At 49.9% G+C, this 24077-nt stretch carries 24 protein-coding genes and 1 pseudogene; 17 read left to right on the plus strand and 8 right to left on the minus strand.

Features of this window, described 5'->3' with window-relative positions; genetic code table 11:
• Window positions 1-35: 35 nt before the first annotated feature.
• Both serS and ACODRW_RS07855 read right to left on the minus strand, forming a co-directional pair.
• The gene (gene serS, locus ACODRW_RS07850; RefSeq protein WP_488905466.1) at window positions 36-1322 is read right to left on the minus strand and encodes a serine--tRNA ligase; all 1287 of its coding nucleotides are present in this window, start codon (window positions 1320-1322) and stop codon (window positions 36-38) included.
• 26 nt (window positions 1323-1348) lie between these two features.
• Window positions 1349-2362: pseudogene (locus ACODRW_RS07855) on the minus strand (replication-associated recombination protein A); the annotation flags it as partial.
• Between the two features lie 140 nt (window positions 2363-2502).
• Between ACODRW_RS07855 and ACODRW_RS07860 the strand changes: the two are divergent.
• The 6 genes from ACODRW_RS07860 to ACODRW_RS07885 all read left to right on the plus strand — a co-directional run bounded on the left by ACODRW_RS07860 (window position 2503) and on the right by ACODRW_RS07885 (window position 11118).
• On the plus strand, window positions 2503-3783 hold the full coding sequence (locus ACODRW_RS07860; protein ID WP_488905467.1) for a tyrosine-type recombinase/integrase: 1281 nt from the start codon (window positions 2503-2505) through the stop codon (window positions 3781-3783).
• A 93-nt stretch (window positions 3784-3876) separates the two neighbouring features.
• Entirely contained in the window at window positions 3877-4626 is a 750-nt protein-coding gene (locus ACODRW_RS07865; RefSeq protein WP_488905468.1) for a hypothetical protein, read from the plus strand.
• A gap of 191 nt (window positions 4627-4817) precedes the next feature.
• Window positions 4818-5294: a hypothetical protein gene (locus tag ACODRW_RS07870; RefSeq protein ID WP_488905469.1), complete on the plus strand. Its 477-nt coding sequence runs from the start codon at window positions 4818-4820 to the stop codon at window positions 5292-5294.
• Window positions 5295-5373: 79 nt separating this feature from the next.
• Window positions 5374-8037, plus strand: coding sequence for a class I SAM-dependent DNA methyltransferase (locus ACODRW_RS07875; RefSeq protein ID WP_488905470.1), 2664 nt, complete (start codon window positions 5374-5376; stop codon window positions 8035-8037).
• Window positions 8030-9949 (plus strand): DEAD/DEAH box helicase, encoded by a 1920-nt coding sequence (locus tag ACODRW_RS07880; protein WP_488905471.1) that lies wholly within the window; start codon window positions 8030-8032, stop codon window positions 9947-9949. The genes ACODRW_RS07875 and ACODRW_RS07880 overlap by 8 nt, the downstream gene beginning before the upstream one ends.
• 2 nt (window positions 9950-9951) lie before the next feature.
• Window positions 9952-11118, plus strand: coding sequence for a GIY-YIG nuclease family protein (locus ACODRW_RS07885; RefSeq protein WP_488905472.1), 1167 nt, complete (start codon window positions 9952-9954; stop codon window positions 11116-11118).
• Between the two features lie 1290 nt (window positions 11119-12408).
• Here ACODRW_RS07885 and ACODRW_RS07890 read toward each other — a convergent pair.
• Window positions 12409-12774 carry a hypothetical protein gene (locus ACODRW_RS07890; protein ID WP_488905473.1) on the minus strand — a complete coding sequence of 122 codons (366 nt, stop codon included), beginning with the start codon at window positions 12772-12774 and terminating at the stop codon, window positions 12409-12411.
• A gap of 158 nt (window positions 12775-12932) precedes the next feature.
• On the opposite strand from ACODRW_RS07890, the gene ACODRW_RS07895 reads away from it, so the two are divergent.
• A complete protein-coding gene (locus tag ACODRW_RS07895; protein ID WP_488905474.1) occupies window positions 12933-13289 on the plus strand; it encodes a helix-turn-helix domain-containing protein in 357 nt (118 codons plus the stop codon).
• Between the two features lie 158 nt (window positions 13290-13447).
• On the opposite strand, the gene ACODRW_RS07900 is transcribed toward ACODRW_RS07895, so the two are convergent.
• A complete protein-coding gene (locus ACODRW_RS07900) occupies window positions 13448-14026 on the minus strand; it encodes a hypothetical protein (RefSeq protein ID WP_488905475.1) in 579 nt (192 codons plus the stop codon).
• A gap of 319 nt (window positions 14027-14345) precedes the next feature.
• On the opposite strand from ACODRW_RS07900, the gene ACODRW_RS07905 reads away from it, so the two are divergent.
• From ACODRW_RS07905 to ACODRW_RS07920, 4 genes are all read left to right on the plus strand, one after another.
• The gene (locus ACODRW_RS07905) at window positions 14346-14705 is read left to right on the plus strand and encodes a hypothetical protein (protein ID WP_488905476.1); all 360 of its coding nucleotides are present in this window, start codon (window positions 14346-14348) and stop codon (window positions 14703-14705) included.
• Window positions 14698-15057 carry a hypothetical protein gene (locus ACODRW_RS07910; protein ID WP_488905477.1) on the plus strand — a complete coding sequence of 120 codons (360 nt, stop codon included), beginning with the start codon at window positions 14698-14700 and terminating at the stop codon, window positions 15055-15057. The genes ACODRW_RS07905 and ACODRW_RS07910 overlap by 8 nt, the downstream gene beginning before the upstream one ends.
• A gap of 183 nt (window positions 15058-15240) precedes the next feature.
• Complete coding sequence (locus ACODRW_RS07915; protein ID WP_488905478.1) at window positions 15241-16107, plus strand: DNA-methyltransferase; 867 nt, start codon at window positions 15241-15243, stop codon at window positions 16105-16107.
• Window positions 16108-16118: 11 nt separating this feature from the next.
• Window positions 16119-16475, plus strand: a complete 357-nt coding sequence (locus tag ACODRW_RS07920; protein ID WP_488905479.1) for a hypothetical protein — start codon at window positions 16119-16121, stop codon at window positions 16473-16475.
• A gap of 25 nt (window positions 16476-16500) precedes the next feature.
• Here the strand turns inward: ACODRW_RS07920 and ACODRW_RS07925 are convergent, their stop codons facing one another.
• A complete protein-coding gene (locus tag ACODRW_RS07925; RefSeq protein ID WP_488905480.1) occupies window positions 16501-16746 on the minus strand; it encodes a hypothetical protein in 246 nt (81 codons plus the stop codon).
• Between the two features lie 106 nt (window positions 16747-16852).
• Between ACODRW_RS07925 and ACODRW_RS07930 the strand changes: the two genes are divergently transcribed.
• Window positions 16853-17215: a helix-turn-helix domain-containing protein gene (locus ACODRW_RS07930; RefSeq protein WP_488905481.1), complete on the plus strand. Its 363-nt coding sequence runs from the start codon at window positions 16853-16855 to the stop codon at window positions 17213-17215.
• A 78-nt stretch (window positions 17216-17293) separates the two neighbouring features.
• Here ACODRW_RS07930 and ACODRW_RS07935 read toward each other — a convergent pair whose 3' ends face one another.
• Entirely contained in the window at window positions 17294-19129 is a 1836-nt protein-coding gene (locus tag ACODRW_RS07935) for an ATP-binding protein (protein ID WP_488905482.1), read from the minus strand.
• 375 nt (window positions 19130-19504) lie between these two features.
• Window positions 19505-19825 carry a hypothetical protein gene (locus tag ACODRW_RS07940; protein ID WP_488905483.1) on the minus strand — a complete coding sequence of 107 codons (321 nt, stop codon included), beginning with the start codon at window positions 19823-19825 and terminating at the stop codon, window positions 19505-19507.
• Between the two features lie 478 nt (window positions 19826-20303).
• On the opposite strand from ACODRW_RS07940, the gene ACODRW_RS07945 reads away from it, so the two are divergent.
• The 5 genes from ACODRW_RS07945 (at window position 20304) to ACODRW_RS07965 (ending at window position 23562) form a co-directional block, all read left to right on the plus strand.
• Window positions 20304-20720 carry a plasmid mobilization protein gene (locus tag ACODRW_RS07945; RefSeq protein WP_488905484.1) on the plus strand — a complete coding sequence of 139 codons (417 nt, stop codon included), beginning with the start codon at window positions 20304-20306 and terminating at the stop codon, window positions 20718-20720.
• Window positions 20717-21034: a hypothetical protein gene (locus ACODRW_RS07950; protein WP_488905485.1), complete on the plus strand. Its 318-nt coding sequence runs from the start codon at window positions 20717-20719 to the stop codon at window positions 21032-21034. Before ACODRW_RS07945 ends, ACODRW_RS07950 begins: the two co-directional genes overlap by 4 nt.
• On the plus strand, window positions 21015-21389 hold the full coding sequence (locus tag ACODRW_RS07955) for a hypothetical protein (RefSeq protein WP_488905486.1): 375 nt from the start codon (window positions 21015-21017) through the stop codon (window positions 21387-21389). Before ACODRW_RS07950 ends, ACODRW_RS07955 begins: the two co-directional genes overlap by 20 nt.
• The gene (locus tag ACODRW_RS07960; RefSeq protein ID WP_488905487.1) at window positions 21386-22756 is read left to right on the plus strand and encodes a relaxase family protein; all 1371 of its coding nucleotides are present in this window, start codon (window positions 21386-21388) and stop codon (window positions 22754-22756) included. Before ACODRW_RS07955 ends, ACODRW_RS07960 begins: the two co-directional genes overlap by 4 nt.
• A 110-nt stretch (window positions 22757-22866) precedes the next feature.
• Window positions 22867-23562, plus strand: coding sequence for a hypothetical protein (locus tag ACODRW_RS07965; RefSeq protein WP_488905488.1), 696 nt, complete (start codon window positions 22867-22869; stop codon window positions 23560-23562).
• 69 nt (window positions 23563-23631) lie between these two features.
• Here ACODRW_RS07965 and ACODRW_RS07970 read toward each other — a convergent pair whose 3' ends face one another.
• A complete protein-coding gene (locus ACODRW_RS07970) occupies window positions 23632-24075 on the minus strand; it encodes a hypothetical protein (RefSeq protein ID WP_488905489.1) in 444 nt (147 codons plus the stop codon).
• Window positions 24076-24077: the final 2 nt, after the last annotated feature.

The following is a 24077-nucleotide window of genomic DNA, read 5'->3' on the forward strand; positions in this document are numbered from 1 at the left end:
CCGTTGTCTTCCTGCGGCGGAGGGTCAACCGGGGCTTAGCCGCCGATCTTGTCGCGGCCGCCGAAGTAAGGCCGCAGCACGGCCGGAATGGTCACGCTGCCGTCGGCGTTCTGGTAGTTTTCCAGCACCGCCACCAGGGTGCGCCCCACCGCCAGGCCGGAGCCGTTCAGCGTGTGCACCAGCTGGTTCTTGCCGTTTTCGTCCTTGTAGCGCGCCATCATGCGGCGGGACTGGAAGGCCTCGCAGTTGGAGCAGCTGGAGATTTCGCGATAGGTGTTCTGCGCCGGCAGCCAGACTTCCAGATCGTAAGTCTTGGCGGCGCCGAAGCCCATGTCGCCGGTGCACAGCGTGATCACGCGGTAGGGCAGTTCCAGCGCCTTGAGGATGTTCTCGGCGTGGCCGACCATGTCTTCCAGCGCGGCGTAGGAGTCTTCCGGCTTCTCGATGCGCACCATCTCCACCTTGTCGAACTGGTGCTGGCGGATCATGCCGCGGGTGTCGCGGCCGTAGCTGCCGGCTTCCGAGCGGAAGCAGGGCGAGTGCGCGGTCAGTTTCAGCGGCAGCTCCTCGGCCTTGAGGATGCTGTTGCTGACGGTGTTGGTCAGGGTGATTTCCGAGGTGGAGATCAGGTACTGGTCCACATTGCCTTCTTCGCCGCCCTTGGTCACCTTGAACATGTCTTCGGCGAACTTGGGCAGTTGGCCGGTGCCCAGCAGCGCGCTGTCGTTGACGATGTAGGGGGTGTAGTGCTCGACGTAGCCGTGATCGCCGGTATGGGTGTTCAGCATGAACTGGGCGATGGCGCGGTGCAGCCGGGCGATGTCGCCCTTGAGCACGGTGAAGCGCGCGCCGGACAGCTTGGCGCCGGTGTCGAAATCCAGGCCCAGCGGCGCGCCCACGTCGACGTGGTCTTTCACTTCGAAGTCGAACTGGCGCGGCGCGCCCACGCGGCGCACTTCCACATTGTCGTTTTCGTCCTTGCCCGCCGGCACCGATTCGTGCGGCAGGTTGGGGATGGACATCAGCCAGGCGTCCAGCTGTTTTTGCACCGCGTCGAAACCTTGTTCGGCGGCTTTCAATTCGTCGCCCAGCGTCGCCACTTCGGCCAGGATGGCTGACACGTCTTCGCCCTTGCCCTTGGCTACGCCGATCTGCTTGGAGGAGACGTTGCGCTTGGCTTGCAGTTCCTGCATGCGGGTTTGCAGGGATTTGCGTTCGGACTCCAGCTGGTTGAAGGCTGCGGTGTCCAGGGTATAGCCGCGGCCGGCCAGACGGGCGGCGACGGCTTCGATGTCGTTGCGAAGCAGATTGATGTCGAGCATGGTTAGGTTGGTCCTGTTTCTTTCACTTATTCGGAGTCTTGCCGGGCGTCGTCGTCGAGCTGACGCAGGAAATCCAGCTTGTCCCTTATTTTGCTTTCCAGTCCGCGCGGAGTCGGCTGATACCAGCGCATGTCTTCCAATCCTTCCGGCAGATAGGTCTCGCCGGCGGCGTAGGCATGGGGTTCGTCATGGGCGTAACGGTATTCGTGGCCGTAGCCCAACTCCTTCATCAGCCGAGTGGGCGCATTGCGCAAGTGTACCGGCACCGGCCGGGATTTGTCCTGCTTGATGAAGGCGCGGGCCTCATTATACGCCTTGTAGCCGGCGTTGCTCTTGGCGGCCACGGCCAAATACAGCGCGGCTTGAGCCAGCGCAAGTTCGCCTTCCGGGCTGCCCAGGTGCTCGTAGGTGGCGGCGGCGTCGTTGGCGATCTGCATCGCGCGCGGATCGGCCAGGCCGATGTCCTCCCAGGCCATGCGCACCAGCCGGCGCGCCAGATAGCGCGCCAGATAGCGCGCGTCGGCGCCGCCGTCCAGCATCCGCGTCAGCCAGTACAGCGCCGCGTCCGGATTGGAGCCGCGCACCGATTTGTGCAGCGCGGAGATCTGGTCGTAGAAATCGTCGCCGCCCTTGTCGAAGCGGCGCGCGTTGACGGTCAGCACCTCGGACAGGAAGTCGCGGTCTATCTGGCCGGTCTTGCGCGCGTAGGCGGCGGTGCGGGTCTGTTCCAGCAGGTTGAGGAAGCGGCGGGCGTCGCCGTCGGCGTAGCCGGTCAGGGTGTCGATGGCGGCGTCGTCGAAGCTCAGCCCCTCCAGCGCGCCGTTGGCGGCGGCGCGTTCGAACAACTGGCGCAGCTCCTCCTCGTCCAGGCTGTTGAGCACATAGACCTGGGCGCGGGACAAGAGCGCGGAATTGACCTCGAAAGAGGGGTTTTCCGTCGTGGCGCCGATGAAGGTCAGCAGGCCGGATTCGACGAAGGGCAGGAAGGCGTCCTGCTGGCTCTTGTTGAAGCCAGATACGATCCTATGCACCTGTTGTAAATCAATAGGTTGGAGTGCCTGACTCACGGTTTTTTGCACAAAACGCCGCTTTTCATGCACAATTTTTTGCACCAACAAAATTGATTGTGCAAGCCAAGGATCAGATTGGCTTGTGCAGGTCAGCATAGGAAGGGGTCACAGTGTCGGTCTACCCAATCAAGTACAAGGTTCTGAACAAGGAGACTGGCCGCAAGGTCAGTGTCACCAGGTGGCGTGTCCAGATCCGCAAAGGAGGTGAAAACCTCTCTAAGCTCTTTGATGATGAAGCTGTAGCTAGGTCATGGGAAGAGCAAGAGCTGCACCGTATCAATACTGGTTTTCCTCAGAATCTCATCTTTGATCAAAAGTATCAACTTGAAATGCCTGACATGAGAAGGCTGCTCAAGGACTACTTTGAGCAATACATGAGCAAGCATTCCCCTACTTCACTGAAGACCAACAGCAACCGTTGCCTTCGTGCCATTCCTCAAATTCCAATCTATCTTAAAGAACTTGGTCCCAAGATCGACAACTATCGTTATAAGAACACAATTGTTGATGCAATGCTTGGAAGGACATTCAACAAAGATCACATCGAATTTGGGAACTTCAAAATTGATACGGTGGACTTCTGGCTCTTAATTGCCTACATAGAGTCAAGGAAAAGCACAGGCATCAAAAACAACACCATTCTCCGAGAAATTTCAACAATCAGTTCGGCTTTTGAGAAAGTCTACAAGCTCTATCCAGAACAATTCCCTCATGGACTCATGAACCCTGTGAAGATGCTTCCCAAGGGCGAGAAGCCAAAGGCATATCTTGGCAGGAAGCGAGTTCTTTCTGATGATGAGGCCGTGCAAATTGCCGAATGGATGAAGCTCAAAGCCAATCAAGAGCCCTGCTACTTGTTTGTCACCTGCCTTGAATCAGGAGCACGAAAAAGCGAGGTTCTTGGCGCTCAGTGGGAAAACGTCAATCTTAACCTTTGGTCTATTCATATTCCGAAGACAAAGAATGGCAAGCCAAGGGACATCATGATCCCTGATGACGAAGACTTTAGGGAATGGCTCAAAGCAAACCGATTGGCAAAGGGTCCTATCTTTAAATTAACGGCATGGAATTTCCGTCAATATTGGGTTGATGCCTTGAAAGCTCTTGGTCTTTATGATGATCCAGATACCCGCCTTCACTTTCACGATACCCGCAGGACAGCACTGACCAAGTTGATTCGCCAAAAGCGGTCAAATAACTTCCAGATTGCAAAAGAAATGGGAGTGTCACCACAGACTGTTGAGCAGACCATTCAAAATATGCCCGATAGGTTGGCAGAGGTCTTTGCGAAACTTCGATCAGGTGCATCATTGAACGAAGAAGAAATCATGCTTCTTGCCGGTCATAGCTCGTCAGCCATGACCAATGTGTACTATGGCGACAGGAACTGACCCCTCCACCGTCAAGCTTCATTTGATAGGGTTATTTGACAACCCAAATTTGCACAACAAGTTTGATTTATTAAATAGAGAAAGATAAAAACAATGGCAGTTCTCCCGCTAGTGGATACTTTCACCACGCCCTATGAAGTCTGGTCCCAAAGAGATGCGACACAAGAAGAGATGTTGGCTCAGTTACGGACCACAGGACGTATGCCTCACTCCCGTATCAATTATCAGCTTCAACTATCAGTTACCAATGGACTTCAAGCCGCCCAATATATGGCACAAGTCGCTGCGGATGGTGGGTTGGAACGCCACATAGATGCTGAGTTAGCCAATAGCACCGCGTATGGCACTTGGAGAAAAGCCATGCCTTCGGCAACACCCAAGAGTCTGTCCGACTATCAGAAAAAGTACCCCGCCTGTAATTTCTCAGCTATCAACAGCGATATCAACAGCATTGGCGCAGCCCTCTCACCCGGACAAGTCCTGTTTCATGGCGGCTGCTGGCCTAGTGGAATGAGCCTCACAACTTCAATGCCGCTTTCCACGACCTTCTGCCCGCAGGTAGCATTGAGAGAAGCAGAGCATGGTGGCAAGGCATACGATGCTGGTTGCATTGATCTGTTTGTACTTCGGGTAACTACGTCTTCGACTAATGTTTTCGCCTTTAGGCTAAATGGCACGAACTTGGGTCACGAAAAAGAGGTACTTTTTGCATCAGGGGCCACCCTGACACTTCGCAACCGAATACTCATTCGTAATAACTACCAAGTTGCAAAAGTCACCACTGGTGTAACTATGGTGTACAAACAAGTGCCTATCCAAGTTCTGGAGATCGACATTTCTTAGCTCGATCTAAGGCACAGCAATGCCACCGATTGAAGCCAGTGCAAAGGAGACGGCTTTTAACATGGTCATTCTTTCTTGTTGACGCAACTTGTTCCCCCTCATACAGTACGACCATCAACAAGCAAGAAGCACTGTAGTGGCTTGTTGAGCAATTCAAGCAACTACAGTCTTACCTACTACTGGAGAAATTTATGGCAGAAGCCAAGAAGCTGACCCTTGCAGAGATCATTGCCAAGCGCAAAGAGTTTGAGGAAATGGTTGCCGCCCAAATGGAAGCAGAGCGTCCTGCTGCGCTGATTGCCGTCAAGGAGCAGATCGCCACCTTCAACTTCACCGCTGACGAACTCGGTTTCAAGGGTGGCTCTTCTGGCAAGGCTGCTGGTGGCAAGGGAGCTTCTGCTGGTGGCACTCGCACCATCACCAAGCCGCTGAAGTCCACGAAGGGTGACGAAACTGGCGTGTGGCTGGCTCACCCACCCAAGTTCCTTGAGACTGAAGGTTGCTTCACCGCCTATGAGAGCGGCAAGTCCGTTGATGCATGGCTGGTCACTCCCTCTGAAAGCAAGGCCAAGCTCAACTTCCTGAAGAAGCTGTCCAGCCGTCTGGGTAAAAAGCCCACCAAGGAACAGTTGGGTGAAATCACCGAAGCAGAGTTCAAAGCAGCGTAAGCTTCTCCCACCCAGCAGAAGCACCCCTCGGGGTGCTTTTTGCCGTTGACAGTCCGATCATACGTAGGGCCGCTTTCCAATGAACATCGCGCAAGTAGAAGAAAAAGTTAAGGCACTCGCAGGAGGCATCAAACAGGCTGAATTCCTGTATGACTTGCTTGAGTGCTATGGCAAGCCCAAGGCTTCCATCACTCGCCTAAGAATGGCTGGTAAGGGTAGCTACAACCTCTCCAAGAATGCCGACGAAGTTCTTTGGAAAAAGCAGGTCTACTTCAAGGCCACTAACAGCGACAAGTTGCTGACGATCATCGATGAGATGAAGCATGCTGACGTGGTTGCCAAGCACCAACCGCGCTTCATTATCGCCATCAATGCCACCCACCTTCTGGCGATTGATACCAAGACGGAGGATACCCTAGATATTCCTCTGGCCGAACTGAACAAGAAGTTTGATTTCTTCCTTCCGTGGGCTGGTTTGGAGAAGACTCAAGCTCAGGGTGAGAACCCCGCTGATGTCAAAGCCGCCGAAAAAATGGCGAAGCTCTTTGACCTCTTGCGCGATAACAACCCGGCGACCACAGCACAGGAAATTCACTGGCAGAACGTGTTCCTGTCCAGGATATTGTTCTGCTACTTCGCTGAAGACACTGGCATCTTCCCGCCCAAGCTCTTCACCAACCACATCGGCTCGCACACGGCTGCTGACGGCAGCGACCTGGACGACTATCTGAAGCGTGCCTTTGACATCATGGATCAGGAAAGCCGTGAGGGTGTTCCTGAGTACCTGGTCGATTTCCCCTATGTGAATGGCGGACTGTTCGCTGACAGGCTACCCGTTCCGAAATTCAATCGGAAGTCACGTGCCATGCTCATTGAGTGTGGTGCCGATCTGAATTGGTCAGAGATCAATCCCGATATTTTCGGGTCGATGATTCAGGCAGTGGTTGACCCCAGCCAACGGGGCAACATGGGCATGCACTACACATCAGTGCAGAACATCATGAAGGCAATTGAACCTCTCTTCCTCAATGAAATAAAGGCAGAATTTGAGAAGCACTTTGACAGCAAAGCAAAGCTTGAACTGCTTCTTCTTCGCTTGGAACATCTGAAAATTTTCGACCCAGCCTGCGGATCGGGCAATTTCCTCATCATTGCTTACAAGGAACTTCGCCAGCTTGAAATGGAAATTTTCAAGCGACTGCAAGAGCTAACCCCAGAAGGCATTTTTCCGCTTTCAAGAATTAAGCTGTCTCAGTTCTATGGCATTGAGCTTGACGACTTCGCGCACGAAATTGCAATCCTGTCCCTATGGCTGAAAGAGCATCAGATGAATCTGAAGTTCAAAGCCACCTTTGGTCACTGCAACCCGGCGCTACCCCTGAAGAGTAGTGGCAACATCAAGAGCGACAACGCCGTTCAAGTGAATTGGGAAGACTTCATCGCAGCAAAGGAAGACGAACAAGTCTACCTGCTTGGCAACCCTCCCTACCTTGGAGCCCGAAACCAAGAGCCAGAGCAGAAAGCAGACCTAGCATTGGTCTTTGAGGGGCACGAAGAGTACAAGGACTCCGACTATGTATCTTGCTGGTTCCTAAAGGCTGCGCGCTTCATTGAAGGCAAGAACGCCAAGTTCGCGTTCGTGGCGACAAACTCCATTTGCCAAGGCGAACAGGTTTCCTATGTGTGGCCTCGAATCTTTGACCGGGGCCTTGAGATCGACTTCGCCTATACATCTTTCAGGTGGTCCAACTTCGCCAAGAGCAATGCGGTGGTCACTTGCGTGATCGTCGGCGTGCGAAACGAAAGTGACCGAGAGAAGCGGTTGTTCGGTCTGGACAGCTACAAGATCGTCAAGAACATCAACGCTTACTTGGCCGAAGGCAGGAACGTCTTCGTTCGCAAAGCCGATACTAGCATTTCTGGCTTCCCTCAGATGGCTATGGGCTGCATGGCACGGGATGGTGGCAATCTCATTCTAAAGCCAGAAGAGCGGGATGCCATCGTTAAGCAATACCCTCAGTCCAAGCCGCTATTCAGGAAGCTCTACGGCACTCAGGAATTCATTGATGGCAACCCACGTCAATGCCTTTGGATCGAGGACGAACAGCTTGATCTTGCACGTTCTATTCCACCCATCAAAGCACGCATTGATGCCTGCTATGACTTCCGTGTGAAGTCAAAGGCTAAGACTACGAACGGCTACGCAAAGATCGCTCACAAGTTCGCACAGCGTGTGCAACTCAAGGGTGGCTCGATCATCGTTCCAAAAACGTCTTCCGAGAGACGCGAATACATTCCTATCGGTTACATGGACGCGGCTTCGGTCGTGTCCGACTCGGCATTCGTCATCCTGAATCAGGACCCAACCGTCTTCGGCTTGGTCTCATCGAAGATGCATATCGTCTGGGTAGGGGCCGTAGGCGGCCGCATGAAGACGGACTACAGGTATTCGTCAGCAATCTGCTACAACACCTTCCCATTCCCAGAGGTCAGCGACAAAAAGAAGCAAGCTGTCGCAGAAAAAGCGATGGCCATCGTTGCCATTCGTGAAGCCTATCCTGAGCTGAGCATCGAGGATTTATACGACCCCGACACTATGCCTGCCGATCTGAAGCAGGCACACCACGAACTGGACGTGGTGGTTGAGCAGTGCTACCAGATCAAGCCGTTCTACAGCGATACCGAGCGCTTGGAATGCCTCTTCAAACTCTACGAAAAAATGATGGAAGCAGAGCATGCCTAATATCGTTGACGTCACCTACGCCCAGACCGGCAAGAGCACCAGCACCAATCAATACGGCATGCGGGAGATGCAGGAGCGTGCCTTTGAAGCTCGCAATGCTCAATACCTGCTGCTGAAAGCGCCTCCAGCTTCAGGGAAGTCTCGTGCCCTCATGTTCATCGCTCTGGACAAGCTCATCAACCAAGGGCTGTCCAAGGCAATTATTGCAGTGCCTGAACGCTCCATTGGTGCTTCGTTTGACACCGTAGAACTGAGCAAGTTTGGCTTCTTCTCAAACTGGACCGTCGAGCCAAAGAACAACCTCTGCACGCCTGGTGGCGATCAGGGGAAGGTTCAAGCACTGGTCGACTTCATGAAGGGTCCAGACAAGATTCTGATCTGCACCCATGCCACCCTTCGCTTTGCTTTTGAGGCATTGGAAGAATCAGATTTTGACAATGTGCTACTTGCCATTGACGAGTTCCACCATGTCTCTGCTGACGGGGAGAACCGGCTTGGTGAGTTGCTGCGCACCGTCATGGCAAAGTCAGACGTGCACATCGTGGCAATGACAGGCTCTTACTTCCGTGGTGACAGTGTGCCGGTCCTGCTGCCCGAAGACGAAGCCCAATTCACCAAAGTCACCTACAACTACTACGAGCAGCTAAACGGCTATACCTTCCTCAAGTCTTTGGGGATCGGGTATCACTTCTACCAAGGAAAGTACACCACCGCCATCGGTGAAATTCTGAACACCGATCAGAAGACCATTCTTCACATACCCAATGTCCAGTCAGGTGAATCCACCAAAGACAAGTATGACGAGGTGGATCGTATTTTGGACATCATTGGCACGGTCACTCACCGTGACCCTGAAACCTGTGTCATTCACGTCAAGCGACATGGTGATGGCAAGGACTTGAAGGTTGCCGATCTCGTTCATGACGAACCCAAGGCACGCGATCGCATCGTTGACTACCTGCGCAAGATTGAGAAGCCAGAAGACATGGATCTCATCATTGCCCTGGGCATGGCAAAGGAAGGTTTTGACTGGAAGTTCTGCGAACACGCCCTGACCGTTGGCTACCGCGGATCGCTCACCGAAATCATTCAGATCATTGGCCGCTGCACCCGCGACAGCAACAACAAGAGCCACGCTCAATTCACCAACCTCATCGCCCAGCCTGATGCCACTGACGAGCTTGTGAAGCTGTCGGTGAACAACATGCTCAAAGCCATCACTTGTTCCCTCCTTATGGAGCAGGTTCTGGCACCAAACTTCAAGTTCAAGACCAAGGTCAACGATGACGATAAGAGCACCGATACCGAGATCAAGGTTCGTGGCTTGAAGGAGCCGAGCTCCAAGCGTGTCAAGGACATCATTGAGTCCGACCTGAACGACCTGAAAGCGGCCATACTTTCTGACGACAAGCTAGTGAAGGCTCTGCCTGGCAATGTTGATCCCGAAGTGATCAACAAGGTCATGATCCCCAAAATTATCAAAATCAAATACCCTGAACTGAGCGATGAGGAAGTTGAAGAAGTCCGTCAGCACGTGGTTGTCGATTCGGTCATCAAGAATGGCGAGATCAAACAGGAAGGTGACAAGCGTTTTGTACGCATGGCTGACAAGTTCATCAACATAGACGACTTGCACATTGATCTGATCGACCGGGTGAACCCGTTCCAGAAAGCGTTTGAAATTCTGTCCAAGTCACTGACCACGAAGATCTTCAAGGTGATTCAGGACACCATTGAAGCCACACGTGTGCAGATGAGTGACGAGGAAGCCATCCTGCTCTGGCCCAAGATCAAGGACTTCGTGAAGACCCACGGCAGGGAGCCAAACATTGCTTCGCTTGATCCTCTTGAGCGCCGCATGGCTGATGCCGTGGTCTACCTGAAAGCCCAGCGACGTCAGCAAGGAGTCTGACCGTGGAGAAGGATGACCTTCTAAAAATCCTGCAAGACGATGACATGGGCTTGCTCAATGTAAAGCCCAAACGTGCTGCTATCGGCGTGGATGAACGTCTGCTGGCCTCGTTCCAGCAGATCAACGATTTCTACCGTCAGCACGGCAAGGAGCCAGAGTCCAACCCCTCCAACATCCTTGAGTTCCAACTCTTCAACAGGCTCAAGGGACTTCGCGCCAGCAAGGAGAAATGCGAAGCCTTGCAGGACGCAGACGAGTTCAAATTACTCAACTTCGTGGAGCCTGCCAAGCCCATAACCTCAGTTGCTGACATCTTCAAGGATGACTCTCTGGGCCTATTGGACGACGAAGCCGCCAGCATCTTCGAACTAAAGCATGTGCCGTTGGTAAAGGAGATGCCCGACAAGATCGCACAGCGCAAACGCTGCCCAGACTTTGAACAGTTTGAGCCCTTGTTCAAACAGTGCCATGCAGAGCTTACCGCCGGCGTCCGTGAGGCACGCGGCTTCACTGGTGAGCAGCAGATCCAGCCTGGTCACTTCTTCATCCTCCATGGCATAACTGCCTATGTGGCTGAAGTCGGTGAGAAGGAGGTGAAGAACGGCAAGGTCAACGCCCGGCTTCGCTGCATCTTTGAGAATGGCACCGAGTCCAACATGCTGCTTCGTTCGTTGGCAACTGAACTCTACAAGGACGAGACTGGCCGCCGCATTCTGGACCCCACAGAGAAGGCCCTCGAGGCTCTGGAGCAGATCAAAGCAGACGACGAGAAGTCAGGCTACCTCTATGTGCTTCAGTCCCTCAGCACCGTGCCTGAGATCGCAGACACGAAGAACCTGTTCAAGATTGGCTACTCCACAGTGCCTGTGCCTGAACGGATCAAAAACGCGGCCGAGGAACCAACCTACCTCATGGCACCTGTGAAAGTGATTTCTGTCTTTGAGTGCTACAACCTCAACCCGCAGAAATTTGAACTGCTGCTGCACACCTTCTTTGGTAAGGCATGCCTCAACGTGGATGTTTTTGACAAGGCGGGCAAGCGGTTCTCACCTCGTGAGTGGTTCATTGCGCCACTTCACATCATTGAAGCAGCGGCACACATGCTGATCAACGGGGACATCGTGAACTACCGATACGATCCTGAAGCCCAGAGCATAGAAGAACGATAGAGCTTCCTTCCCAAAAAGATAAGGGCAAGTCGCAATGACTCGCCCTTTTTCTTTCTCGTTAGATTCGGCACCACCCGGTTTCTAACAGAACACCCTTGACATTCAAAGAATTTTTCAATATAGATGTTCTACCAAGACAATTAAATAGTATTAAATTAATAGCCGCTTGTCAACGCTCAAAATTATGCAATTGCTCTTGGTGAAAATCAAGGGCATTTTTTATGTCCGCGAAAGACAAGTTGAAGTGTTATATGTCCTTGGGCAGCAAGAGTAATCGTAAGACCCTTGACTCAGCATCGATCAACTTGTGAAGAATACAGGAATTCTAGACTGCTTGATCTTGGTTGCACCATACAGCGACGAATGAAACAGCAAAACTTGAGTGATTGGGGGTTAATCAGCAACCAGGAAGAATCCTGTGCCCACACAACATGCAGTCTCGACATCCTGGAAGTATTCAGTCAGTCATTTGTGTGACGAAAAGAGCACGGCTCATTAAAGTGAAGTAGATTGGCAGTTTACAGCGATGCGATAGATTACCGAAGGCAATAGACGAGAAGTTGCCACCACCGCCAAACGAAAGAGCCCAATAGCACAAATGTTCTTGTCCAAGGGATAAGGGAGCTACTTTCAAGCTACTGACGGAGAGCTATTCATGTCAGCTCTCTTAAGCCAGATGTTGGGAGGTGCGAGCAAATATAGGTTTAGGCTTAGTTCTGGAAGGAACGTCTTGGATACCCTGCACCCTGCTGTTAGTTGAGCAGAAAGAAACCAAGATTCGTGCAAATAGCTAACTATTTGCAAGGGCCGCAGTTCGACAGGATGAACTCGGCAGAAAGCAGAATTGCACTAGAACTCAATTGTGAGATTTTTCTAGCCAGCAAGGGATAAGGCTTTGCCGCAGTTTCCGAAGGAAACAAGGCAAAGCCATGTACTCTTCATATAGAAGATGGATTAATCATCATCCAAGAAGAATAGATTAGCCCCACTGAAACAAAGAAGAACTCGCAGAGGATTGACGATAGTCAATCAAAATTGGAAACGGCAAAAATACGCCTTGAAGCAATCAACAAAAAAGCACCCGAAGGTGCTTTTTTTAATCGGCAGGCATCTTACATCCGCCTGTAGTAGCCAACGATCTCCTCCCTCACGGCCTCAGCAAGCTCCAGCTTCATATGACCTGTCAGCTTCATTTGCTGCCCCAGTGCATCGGCGCAAACATAGGCAGTTTGGACATATCCATTGGCAGAACCACTAACTGATTCTGTAACAACAGAGAATTTCTTAATGTCAGAGCGAGAGTTGCTTCTTGCCCCCACCAAACTGAACCCCATCAGGAAGAAGACGGATGCGGTATTTACGGCCTCCAAACACAAACTTCAAGAGTAGCAGCGGAGCAGCCAGAGCTACCAGTGCCGCCTTTCCCATGTGGTTCTCAATGAATCCAATAGAAATGTACTCACCGAGAAAAACCAAGCCAATCCAAACCACCGCATAGGTAAACAGCAGGATTACGGTCAAACCGACAGGGTTAGATGCGGCTCCGAATGCCCCTGCACGGCTACCTTTGACCACAACTTCAGCCGAGCCATCAGATTGCTGAGTCACCTGGTATTGCTTCACAAACGAGCTTTTCATATGTAGAGGATCAATCATGTTCAAGGTTGTTCTGGTAAGTCGCTGGCATCAACAAGCTGCTTTTCCAGCTACTCATCCTCAACCCGACCTTTCGGGTTGATACTCAACTTTAACGCATGTTCATCTTTTTGGGTTGACAAGCAACCATTTGGGTTGTCAAAGATCGTGGAGAGAACATGCCGCCAGAGAACAACCAGCACGGAGAATTATTCAAGAGCATCGGGCGCACATTGGCCCAACGGCGGGAAGCCAAGAGCCTCACACAGGATCAGGTGGCGGAAGCCCTTCACATCGGTACAGAGGCTGTATCCCGCATGGAGCGAGGCATCACCATGCCTACCGTCCAACGTCTGGCAGAGCTTGCCGAGGTCTATGGATGCGGCATCGATGAGCTACTGATTGCCAGCAGCACCAGGACCGGCGACCAGGCCGAACTGATCTCTCAGATCCTCCACACGCTTCCCGAAGCAGACAGAGCCATGATCGTTGAGGTGGTGCAGCAGATAGCCGCACGCTTGAAGGATCGGCTTTAAGTCAGAAGAAGGCTATGGATTTATGGACGATATGCGTTGCATAGCGGCATGCTTGCCGTGGACAACTCTACGAGTTCTCCACCGCACATACCTTCGCCCACAAGCTCCACAGCCTGCCATTACATCAATTCAAGATTTAAAGAGAAGAACAGCCAAAACTAAAATCGTGGCTTCATTTTTGTACCTTGAGAAGTTTCACTGTCTTCAAGAAACTTCTGCCTGATAGCCAAGATTCGGTTTTCCACGACCTTTATTGGCTTGTCGTAGGAAGCTCTAATCTCAACAATCTTCCTATTGTTGAATGCTTGCGGCCTGTCATCCTCATCGGGAACACGCTTGCCGTGGCGATGCCACTCCCTTGTGCCATCAGCACCTTCCACAGCCGGCCCGTTCTCGCGGTGTAACTCGCCGTTTTGGTACCAAGCTGTAGCTCCACTAGCTGCCTCGACGGCTGGCCCACCGATACGGTGCAAGCTACCGTTCAGATACCAACGGCGGCTTCCATCCGCATTGACCACAGCGGGCTCATTCAGTCGGTGCCTATTGCCGTTGATCCACCATTCCTGACTTCCATCCGCCCAAATAACCGCTGGGCCGTCCAAGCGATGAAGCGCCCCATTGCGATACCAAGACTGGGTGCCATCAGCTTCTGAACAAGCTGGGCCAGCTTCACGATGAAGTTGATTATTGAAGAACCAAAGCTCCGCTCCTTCTTCTTGGTAGCGTCCATTCTTCATACGCGCACCTCCCCCTGAGTCTTTCTCATAACCTAGCAAAATTCATCGATAAATCAAGTAATCTTGGCTATCGATCTTGAGCACCTATCAGGTGCTTTTTTTACGACCCTACGTTTTCCTTGGTACCACCAAGAACCAGTTCATGGACCCTTTTTCGATTAAGGCGTAAAGTTCGCATCATTGATTGACGACGTGAACAAATCAATCAAACAAAGCGATCAACTTGTAAATATAGCGATTACCCTATCAATTACCTACTTAGTGCATGGGGCACTAGAAAGGAAGGTTCTAACAATGACTTAAACAAAGGATATTTATCATGCAAACACTTATCTCTGTGCCTACTGGCACTTTTATTGCGGTACCTAACGGTGCCTTCCCTCTTAAAGATGTTTTGGTTGCTCCAACAACAAAGCAGATCATTGAAATTCTTCGCAATGAAACTCGTGCTAATGGTAGGAAGTTGAGGATATTCCTTTCTTTCTACCAGACCTTTGACATGGTGGCCCAGCTTCAAGAACAAGGTGTTGCTCCTGAAACAGTAGATATTGAAGAGATTTCCACTGTTGCTTCTCTTGTGATTGAACAGGGCTTTGACACCATCATGGAAACCTTTACTGAAGCAGAGCGTGCCTTTTTGAACTCCCTCTTCAAAGAAGGTGAGGTGAGCCATGTCTAAGAAGGCAGCGACACCTGAAGTTGACTTTGCAGGCATTCCACACGGCCTTCTGACTTTGGAGCAGTTCATGGATTCTTCAGATGGTCAGGAAGTTATCCAGACCATGAAGAGCATTACGAGTGACCCTTATTCACTCATTGTTCCTTGCCTTATCTCTTATCAATATTATGACTTGTTCGCTCATTTTAATGATAAGGCGATTCCAACGAAGGAAGAGCGCAAGAATGATGAGGCTCTTCTAGACTTGGCAACTAGGTATGTTGTTGAATACCTTCCAAATATCGTGAGCGATATTGGACAAGAGAGGATTGGGAAGCTGATTCAGGCTCTTTCACCAGATTCATCAGTTTAGTAGAAATAATCGAGCCGTTAATGGCTCTAGCTGACAACTAGAGCCAAGCACCTGAATAGGCCTGGTGCATCCCATACAGCGATCAACTGCCAGTTTAGCGACTACCCACTTAACACCTACCAGTGAAATGGTTCATCTGGAAAGGAGGGCTCAAACATGACTTAAAACACAAAGGAATTCATCATGAAAGAACAAGAATATTTTGATGTTGGTTCTCATACCAACTACTTCAGTAACGCGGATGGCCAGACAGGCTTGGCCGCGGTCCCTTCCAACTTCGTTGATTTGGTGCTGACCGACCCACCTTATGGCATTGCAGACAGTGCCAAGCTCACCAAGAAAGGCAGCAAAATCGTCACCACCAGCCAGGCATGGGGTGCTGACTTCCACGATAGCTGGGCCAGCATTGACGACTACTACCACTGGCTCAAGCCCTTCATTGCGCAGTTTGTGCGGGTGCTTAAGGACAATGGTTCCTTGATTCTCTTCTTGGATCGGAAGTACACCGGCTTGATTGCTCACTACTTGGAACGTGACTTTGATCTGAATTTCAAGAACAAAATCTACTTCAAGAAGAAGAACCCCGTTCCCAGCATTCGCAAGAACAACTATCGCAGCACGATTGAAGAAGCTGTGTGGTTCACCAAGGGCAAGCAGTACACCTTCAACTTCGGTGCGCAGGCAGACATGGTGCAGGTGTATGAAGGTCCCATTGGGAAGAAGAAGACTGCCCACCCTACCGAGAAGTACACATGGATGGTGGAGCCTTTGATTCGCAACCACACCAATCCAGGTGACGTGGTGCTCGACGCCTTCGCAGGGTCTGCCACCACCTTGGTAGTAGCGAAGCAGCATGCCAGGAATGCTATTGGCTTTGAGAAGAGTCCTGCCATCTATGCGATGGCCAAGGCCCGCATCGAGGCAGAGCAGCTTGAACTCGCCTTCCATGCACCTGACGACGAAGCCGCCATCGTGCGCGAACTGAACAGGATCATGGATGCCGAACTTGCCACCACCTCCAGCAGCACAGCCGACTTGGTAGCAGCATAAGGAGAGCAGCTATGAAAAACATGACGTGTCTCCAATACTGCATCAACGGCATGAGCGATCGCATTTTCAGCTTCGCCAAGACCAACGAAGGGAAGAAGCTCATTGCGGTCTACAAGAAGTTCTTCGTCATCCGTGAGAACCAGATTAAGGAACTTTTGATTGCCTACAACAGCTATTTCATGGTGGCTGCTGTTTTGAAGCTCAAAGGCATGCCAGAGCACCCACGATCAGTGATTGAATTCATGGCGAGTGAAGAATTCAACGCCTTACATCTTGAATTAACAAAGGCTGTAGAAGACAACTACCCCATGTTGATGTCTTGCTTGGATAGGAAGCAGAAGCGCAAGCTTGATGCACTTTTTGCATAAATAAAAGCACCCGGTTGGGTGCTTTTCATTTTCCACGGCAGTCTATCCTGACCACTTTCCTTTTTCTCACAATCTCATCAATCTCAGGTGTCAGGGTTCTATGAAGTTCCAACATGGCAGCAGAGACTAAACATCCCCCAAACCAAAACTCTTCAACCCGATTGTGACCACTACCCTTTATGACAGCAGGACCGTCTTCACGATGAAGCAGACCACCCTTCTTCCACCTCTTCACGGTATTGTCTACGACACACTCAACCTTCGGCTTCATGCTCACCTCCACAGAAGAAACGACTCACTCTAGTGTGCTCTTCCAGGGTTGATCTGTCTTGCGGCGTCAGTCAAAATCATATGAATTTAACTGAACATAGCGAAACATGAGCCGACAACTCCAACTGAGATATCTCGTAGGCAAGCGTATCGCTCAGAAGCGCAAAGATGCCAAGCTAGTTCAAAAGGATGTGGCTGCGGATATGAACCTCAGCACTGAGGGCTATGCCAGGTATGAGCGCGGCGACAGTTCCCCAGACGTCGAATTTTTGGGCAAGCTTGCCAAGGTTCTGGGGTGCTCTGTGGCTGAACTGGTGACGGAAACCAGCACCGAGGTGAATGCTCAAGCCCAGCACATAGCCAACCTTATTGCCGATCTAGGCAGTAGCGATAGAGATGAGGTAGTGAAGATCGTTGAAAGCGTTTGTGCCGTTGCCCATAAGAAGTACAAGAAGCAGCCGCCAAAATGAACCCTCCTGCCGAGGGCTCCTACTTCATTTCCAAGCCTGGATCAGACTTGAAAATAAAGCAGGTCGACGGAAAACCTACTACTTGGCCACATCGAACTGCAAGACCTCTTCAAAGACTCTATTGCGCGCCTTCGCATCTTTGATCAATGCGGAAGCGGGCATGACATACAGATGCAGGGGAATTTCATTGTTGCTGCCAATGAGGAAATCATTGTAGACAACTCTGTCATTCAAGGAGAAGACATCCTTGAAGCCCGTTTGCTTCATGTCTCTATAAAAGGCATCATCGATTTCCACCACTGAGAAGGCGAACACTTCTAGCACGGTAGGAATTCTGTCTGCAAGCTCACTGGCATAGAGCCTGCATTGCATGAGAGCCTTGTTGTTCTCAAAGATGTCCGCACCCGGCTTCTTAAACTCAATGATCACCAGTTTGTTGGGGTGGTTCTCATCATCCTTGGAGAAGAAAGCGGCAACATCAGGACGACGGTTCTGCTTTTCGGCAACTACCTGCCCGACTTCTTCAATGATCTTGGCTAGTGTCTCGTCGCTATAGATATTGGAGTAGGACAGGAATTTGTCGTCTACCAACCAGACATTGTTCTCTCGGATTTCACTACCATCGCTTCGCTTGGGCAAGATCGCATTGTGCAAGGCATCTTCTGCGCTGCTGGGAGGCATCTTGGCAAGTGAATCAATCACCAAAGCCCGATGAACAATGAACCGAGCTAGGTCTTCGCTCGCCAGGTGGGACACATCATCCCAAGACACTGGACGACCGCTTTCCAGCGCATCGATAAGCTGATCTTCCCTTCTGGCTTGCTGGGCTCTGTAGGTTTTCACGACCTCATCCGCATCCAGCAGAGCAGCATTGCCACCCAAAGAATCGAGTTTTATGAAGGGATAGTATTTCTTGAGCTTGTCGACGTTTTGATTCTTGAACTGATCGACGTCACCTTCAGCGGCTTCATCAATCATCTTCATGCATTCCTCGTGGATACGAGGCGTCAGCTTCTCACGGCTGATGGGCGAAACCATATCAACATCTTCATCGGTCTTAGGAAGTTCTAGCCGTTGACGTTCAATGTTGGATCGCTTGTTGAAGTAGTCCGAAGTAACGAAGATCAGATGACGGCAAATATCAAATCGTTTGCTGATGACGTATTCTTCAATACATAGCTCATCAGCACAAAGCATCGCCACGATACCTTTTCTTGGCGGCTCATCCCTAAACAAGTAGCAGTTGAATTTCTGATCTAAAAATTCAAACTCTCGCGTCAACTCAGCCTTAATAGCTTCACCCGAAAAGATGTAGTTCTCATCAAAAGGCTGTCTTGAGTTGTGAGTGAACTTCAGAGTGATGCTATGACCGGCCTGATGCTTGAGGAATAGAAGAAGCCGAAGATCGTCACAAATCGCATTTACCAACTTGGTCACTTGCGTGTTGATCTTCTCTTTTAGCTCCATCAACGTAATGCTGGTGCTGACTGTGCCATCAACAGCCGACTTCCTAACATCGTCAAGCTTGAATTCCGGCGTGTAGTCAAACTCCACAAGTTCACTGGAAAGCTGGCTCCTGATCTTGACGGACTTGGCATATTTGAGGAATGCCAGTCGGCCCACACCTTTACCACCGATGCTGTCTTTGTGGCCTGTGCAAACTTCATCAAAGAAGTTCAGATTTTCAGGGGTAAAACCTTCACCATCATCAACAATGGTAATTGTTTCAAGCACTCTTCTTTCTTCAGTGCCCGGAGTGAGTTCTTGCTGCTTCTCCGAGAAATGAAGATCAACTGAAATTTGTTTGCTTCCCGCATGAATAGAGTTGGTCAATGCCTCTCTAATCACGTCACGAGCACTAACACCACCTTTATAGTGTTCAGCGATGAACTTTCTTAGATTGATTCTTGCCATCGATGCTCCACTAAATAAAGGTTAGATGGGCTCTAGCAAGACCATCAATCATCTACCAAATTGTACCTTGCGAGCATCGATCCAGGCAATGTTCTCAGAGGGTGGGCACGCCAGTGAGAACGCCTCGTCGTTCCTTAACCACGTGAGGCCGGGGCCGCCACAAGGCGTGTGCGATGCAGGTCAATCACTCAACAGTCAAAGCACCTGCCTTCAGTCGATTCTTTCGCACGATAGATTCAAGCACTACTTGAAGCTCCTTAAGCCTTTGGGACTCATCTGGAATGCCGAAAGCTTGAATTACATCTCTCAAATCTGCGACGGATATTTGCAAGTCAGATTGAGTGCTTACAGTGTTCTTATCGTATCGAAAATTCATCACTCATCTTCACCAGAGGCATTTACATTATTTGAGTCGAAATCACTTCCATCGCTTGACGGATGAAACCCTTCCGCGTCACTGACTGTCTTTTTCAATTTCTCAAAGTACTGCCCCTCCTTTCCAGAAGTGGCATTGAGAAACCACTTCTGTCTCATCTGATAGTCAAGGTCCTTTTCGATCAACTCTTCAAGCTGATCTTCAAAATTCACCCCCCCCTTGATGCCATAGACGTATTTAGCCAATTGATACAAGCCTCTGGACATACGTGGACCTATTCGTACTGTGTTTCTTGGATTCTTTACGCTTCTTTTTGTCATGATTATTTTTCTCCTTTTGACCATGAATTATTGAAACGTATTTTCATGTGAAGTCAACATCCAATGCACCATCTCACATTGGCTTCATGTCGCATAGCTACATAGATGACTCATCGGTCTCATGTCGCATGAACACATATATGATGAATCTGCCTCATGTCTCATAGCGACGTCATCTTCCATTGATTTTATTGCTGATGACAAACGTCGCGTTTTAAACATCAAATTTTTCAGTCATAAAACATCAGCTCATACTGCTGATGATCGTTGACTTCGCTTTTGATCCTGCTAAGGTATTTATAAGCACCGTTACTTTAACCCCTTCTAAAACCGAAAAAACAGGGAAAAGAACTTTAAGCAAGGTCAATCAATCCTACGTATATCCCTTTGGGCTAACTTTAGGTTTGAATATCGTGGGCTTCACCCACACCCGCTGCTGCGCGAGGCTCGATAAAAATAAGAACAAAGGAGGCTCCCTATGGGATACCCACAAAAAGAAAAAGACCCAACTCTTAAAAGAAGAGCGGGCCAGACTGGCATAGAAGCCAACAGAAAAATTCGCAGCAAGCGATTTGAAATCAGGTTCACATCTGAAGAATGGGTGGCACTCCAACAACGTGCCTCAGAAGCAGGCGCTTCTTCCACAGCAATCTGGGCCCGTTCTGTTCTGCTTCCAACGCACGATCAAGCCAACCAAGAAACCAAAGCAGAGCACAAGTTGCGTGTTCAGCTTTTGGCTTCTCTTGGAAAAATCGGCAGCAACATCAATCAGATTGCTCGTTCTCTGAACCGCATGAAGATGTGGAACAGCACCACAGAAGGCATGTTCTCCGAACTCACCAAGATCCAGGAAGGAGTGAGCACCATTGCAGAGCTATTCAGGGGGAAGAAATGAGCACCACAAAAGAGTTACCAGAGGAGTTTTCAGGCATAGCCGATTTCAACCTTATCACTACCAATTATGAAACCGGCATCACTTCGGTTGAGATCTACACCAAGTATTACCGCAACGGAGTCTTGCATCGAGATGATGGAGCTGCTGTTCTTCTTGAGGGAAAGCCACATGAATACTGGGTTCACGGACGTCAATACTCTCAAGCGGAGTACGGTCACTTTCTTGAGAAAAAAACACTTAAGGAAAAGCTTGAATCCAACCTCGGTGAGAAGGAATCTTCAAAGCGAGGAAAATATGAGAAATGGAAGATATGAAGAAATGGATAGAGTTTGTTGGTTCTTAAATGGTCGATTACATCGTGAAGACGGCCCTGCTATTGAAAGAAATGATGGTGTCAGGTTTTGGCTCCAATACGGAATTCAGCATCGTGAGGGTGGGCCTGCTATTGAACATAAAGATGGCACCTGGCACCTTTGGTACCAAATGGGTGAGCTACATCGTGAAGACGGTCCTGCCGTCGAAAGAAGTGATGGAACAAGGGAGTGGTTCTTACATGGCAAATCACTAACGGAACAAGAGTTCAATCAATGGCTTGACAAGAAAAATTTGTACGAAAAGCTTCAATCCACCCTTGAACCAAGGCACAACGAAAATAAGAAAAAGATATGAACGTCACTATTTTTCCAACAGGCAAAGGAGGTTCCGAATCAGCCGTTAGATACTTACTCAGCGATACCGATCATGAAGGCAAGAAGCGATCAGTCATGCCTGAAATTATTTTTGGCGATCCAACTACCTTCGCCGAGATCGCCAATGCCACGAAAAGGCAGCACAAGTACACCTCTGGCGTCATCGCCTTTCGTGATGGTCTTGAATCCCAGTCCGTCACACCAGAGCAGATCACCACACTAATTGAAACTTTCAGATCTACCGTCCTACCAGGCTTGAAGGTGGATGAAAATTTCGCCGACTTCTGGGTCATGCACCGCGATAAGGGCAACCTTGAGCTTCACTTCCTTGTTGCCAATACAGAGTTGTCTAGTGGGGCTCAGTTAAACATTCATCCACCCGGCCAGAAGAACATTGAGTTCTTCAATGCCTTTTCTGCTGTGATGAATGACAACTTCGGCTTCGCTCAGGTGGTGCCCGATCCACTCAAGATCGCCTTGAAACCGTTTGAGACCAAATCACCCAATGGGAAGAAGGACAAGAATGCAAAGAATGATTTTGCCAAAGTCCTTCATAGCGAGATCGTCAATGGCACCATCAGCAACCGCAATCAGTTGATTGGCTACATGAAACGCCACGGACTTGATGTGCAGGCTGTTGGTAGCGAGTTCGTCACCGTTCGCCTACCTGGTGCTGGCAGGAACACCCGTCTGAAGGGACCACTGTTTTCCAAGGACAGCGATTACGCCGCACTCGTGACAGAGCACCACGAGTCCAAGCTTCCGAAGTTCCTAACCCCAGCAGAAGCCAAGGATCAGCAGGAGAAGCTGATCGCCGGTATCCGCGCCAGAACAGCCTTCAATCAGCGCCGCTACCTCACCCCTAAGCTTGGTGCGAAACGACCTTCCAGGGCCAACAAGCTACCGACTGCGAATCTTCCACACCGCGCAGCACGCCGCCAGGATGAACAGGATCAGAAGGTCCAGCCAGTGCATGACAAAGAGATCCGCAGCACTCTCAAGGAACAGCTTACCCAGTTGAAGGAACAGGCCAATCCCGCATTGAAGCTACCGACAGCCAACCTTCCACACCAGGTGGCCCGCCAGCAAGACGAGCGAGATCGTGAAGGGCCGCTATCTAGTGTCATAGGTGTTGGTGCAGCAGTTGGTGGACTTGAAGCACAGATCGGCAATCTCTCCATGCAGTACCACAGCCTTCTCCTTTCGCTGGTCAGTGCCAAGGGTAGAAGAGCTTCCCAGATCAGGAGCCAGCTTGCAGCCTTAGAAGCAAAGCTAATTGCATTAAATCTTGAACTTGAGAAAAAGAAGCTGCAAGCCAAAGATCCAAACAAACTAACAAACATATAAAGCACCTTCGGGTGCATTTTTATTTCCATCCTATTAAATAGTTAAATTCATATGAATTTAACTTGACAATATAAATTCTTCTTCTAGATGTACAGCAACAGGAGAATTTAATGATCAAGAAGAAAAACAACACGTACAGGCTGATAAAGAAAAACATTTGCAAGTTGGCTGTCATACAAACAACCACGGGATTTTCTCCTGATCGTTTGGTATCACTTTTTCTGAGAAACCTTTCCCCAGATGAAATTCCCATTCCAAAGAAGACGAAGGATGGTTACTGGGATTGGAAACTTGCTGACAAGACAGCCTATAAATACTTCAAGAAAGAACTAACCGTCTATCTGAAGAGGAATGCAGACACTGCCAGCTTTCATGCCATGCAAGAGCACTTCAAATGCAGCCATCTAACCAAAGACTACTTTGGTGAGCACTATATATCCTTGGCTGACAACTATTTTGCACAAGAACAGCCCTTGAAGAATTTCGTACGAGAGGGATTCATTGCCATCAACCCAATTGCCCCAGAGATGTCCCCCAAGGAGATAGCCATCAGAAATCAGAAGCTAGGAAAAATCTCTGTGAAGCATTGGATTGGCGACATCATCAACTACGACTACTTCAGCCAAGCACCAGGCTTCATGATGAAGAACGTTGAGCAGGCTCTTCAGTACATTGACCTATATATACTGAACATTCTGAACGAAAAGCAGCTTGATCACGAACTTATGAAGCTATCCACCAACCAGAGACTGGAAGCCAAGCTCGCGCCCAAGGAAACACCGAAAACAAAGATCCAAAAGATATGAAAAAGCGCCCAATGGGGTGCTTTCTTCTTTTCGTCAGTCAAATTCATATGAACTTAACTTCAATCTTCATCATTTCTTTGAAGGAGTATCGAATCTGTATGGCTGCAAGAGTGCCAAGTGTTCTTTGGTTGGATTCTTCCAACTGAATCCTCCCTTTTTCCATGACTCTGTTTCAACAAGCCTTCCTTTAGTCTTCCCCCACTCAATCAGCTTTTCCATCATGGCGTCATGCGGATAGACATAGACATCATCTCCGCTTCTGAAGGCGACATAGAGATCCTTCCCGCAGTATTTACGATTGACTTCAAAACGGCCCTTCTGCTGAACTTTCAAAAAGGTCCTTCCATCAACATGACTAGCAATAAAATCCGCACCTAGCCAATCATCGTTGAGTGGAATGCAGTTAAATCCATAGTCAGCCAACCGGGCGGCAATCTTGTGGAAGTTGTAGCTCTCCTTCTGAGGGGAGTTCAAATCTGCATAGGCAATGTGCTTGAATTCTTGTTTTGGCATGT

This window comes from Chromobacterium sp. FG89 (assembly GCF_057808735.1).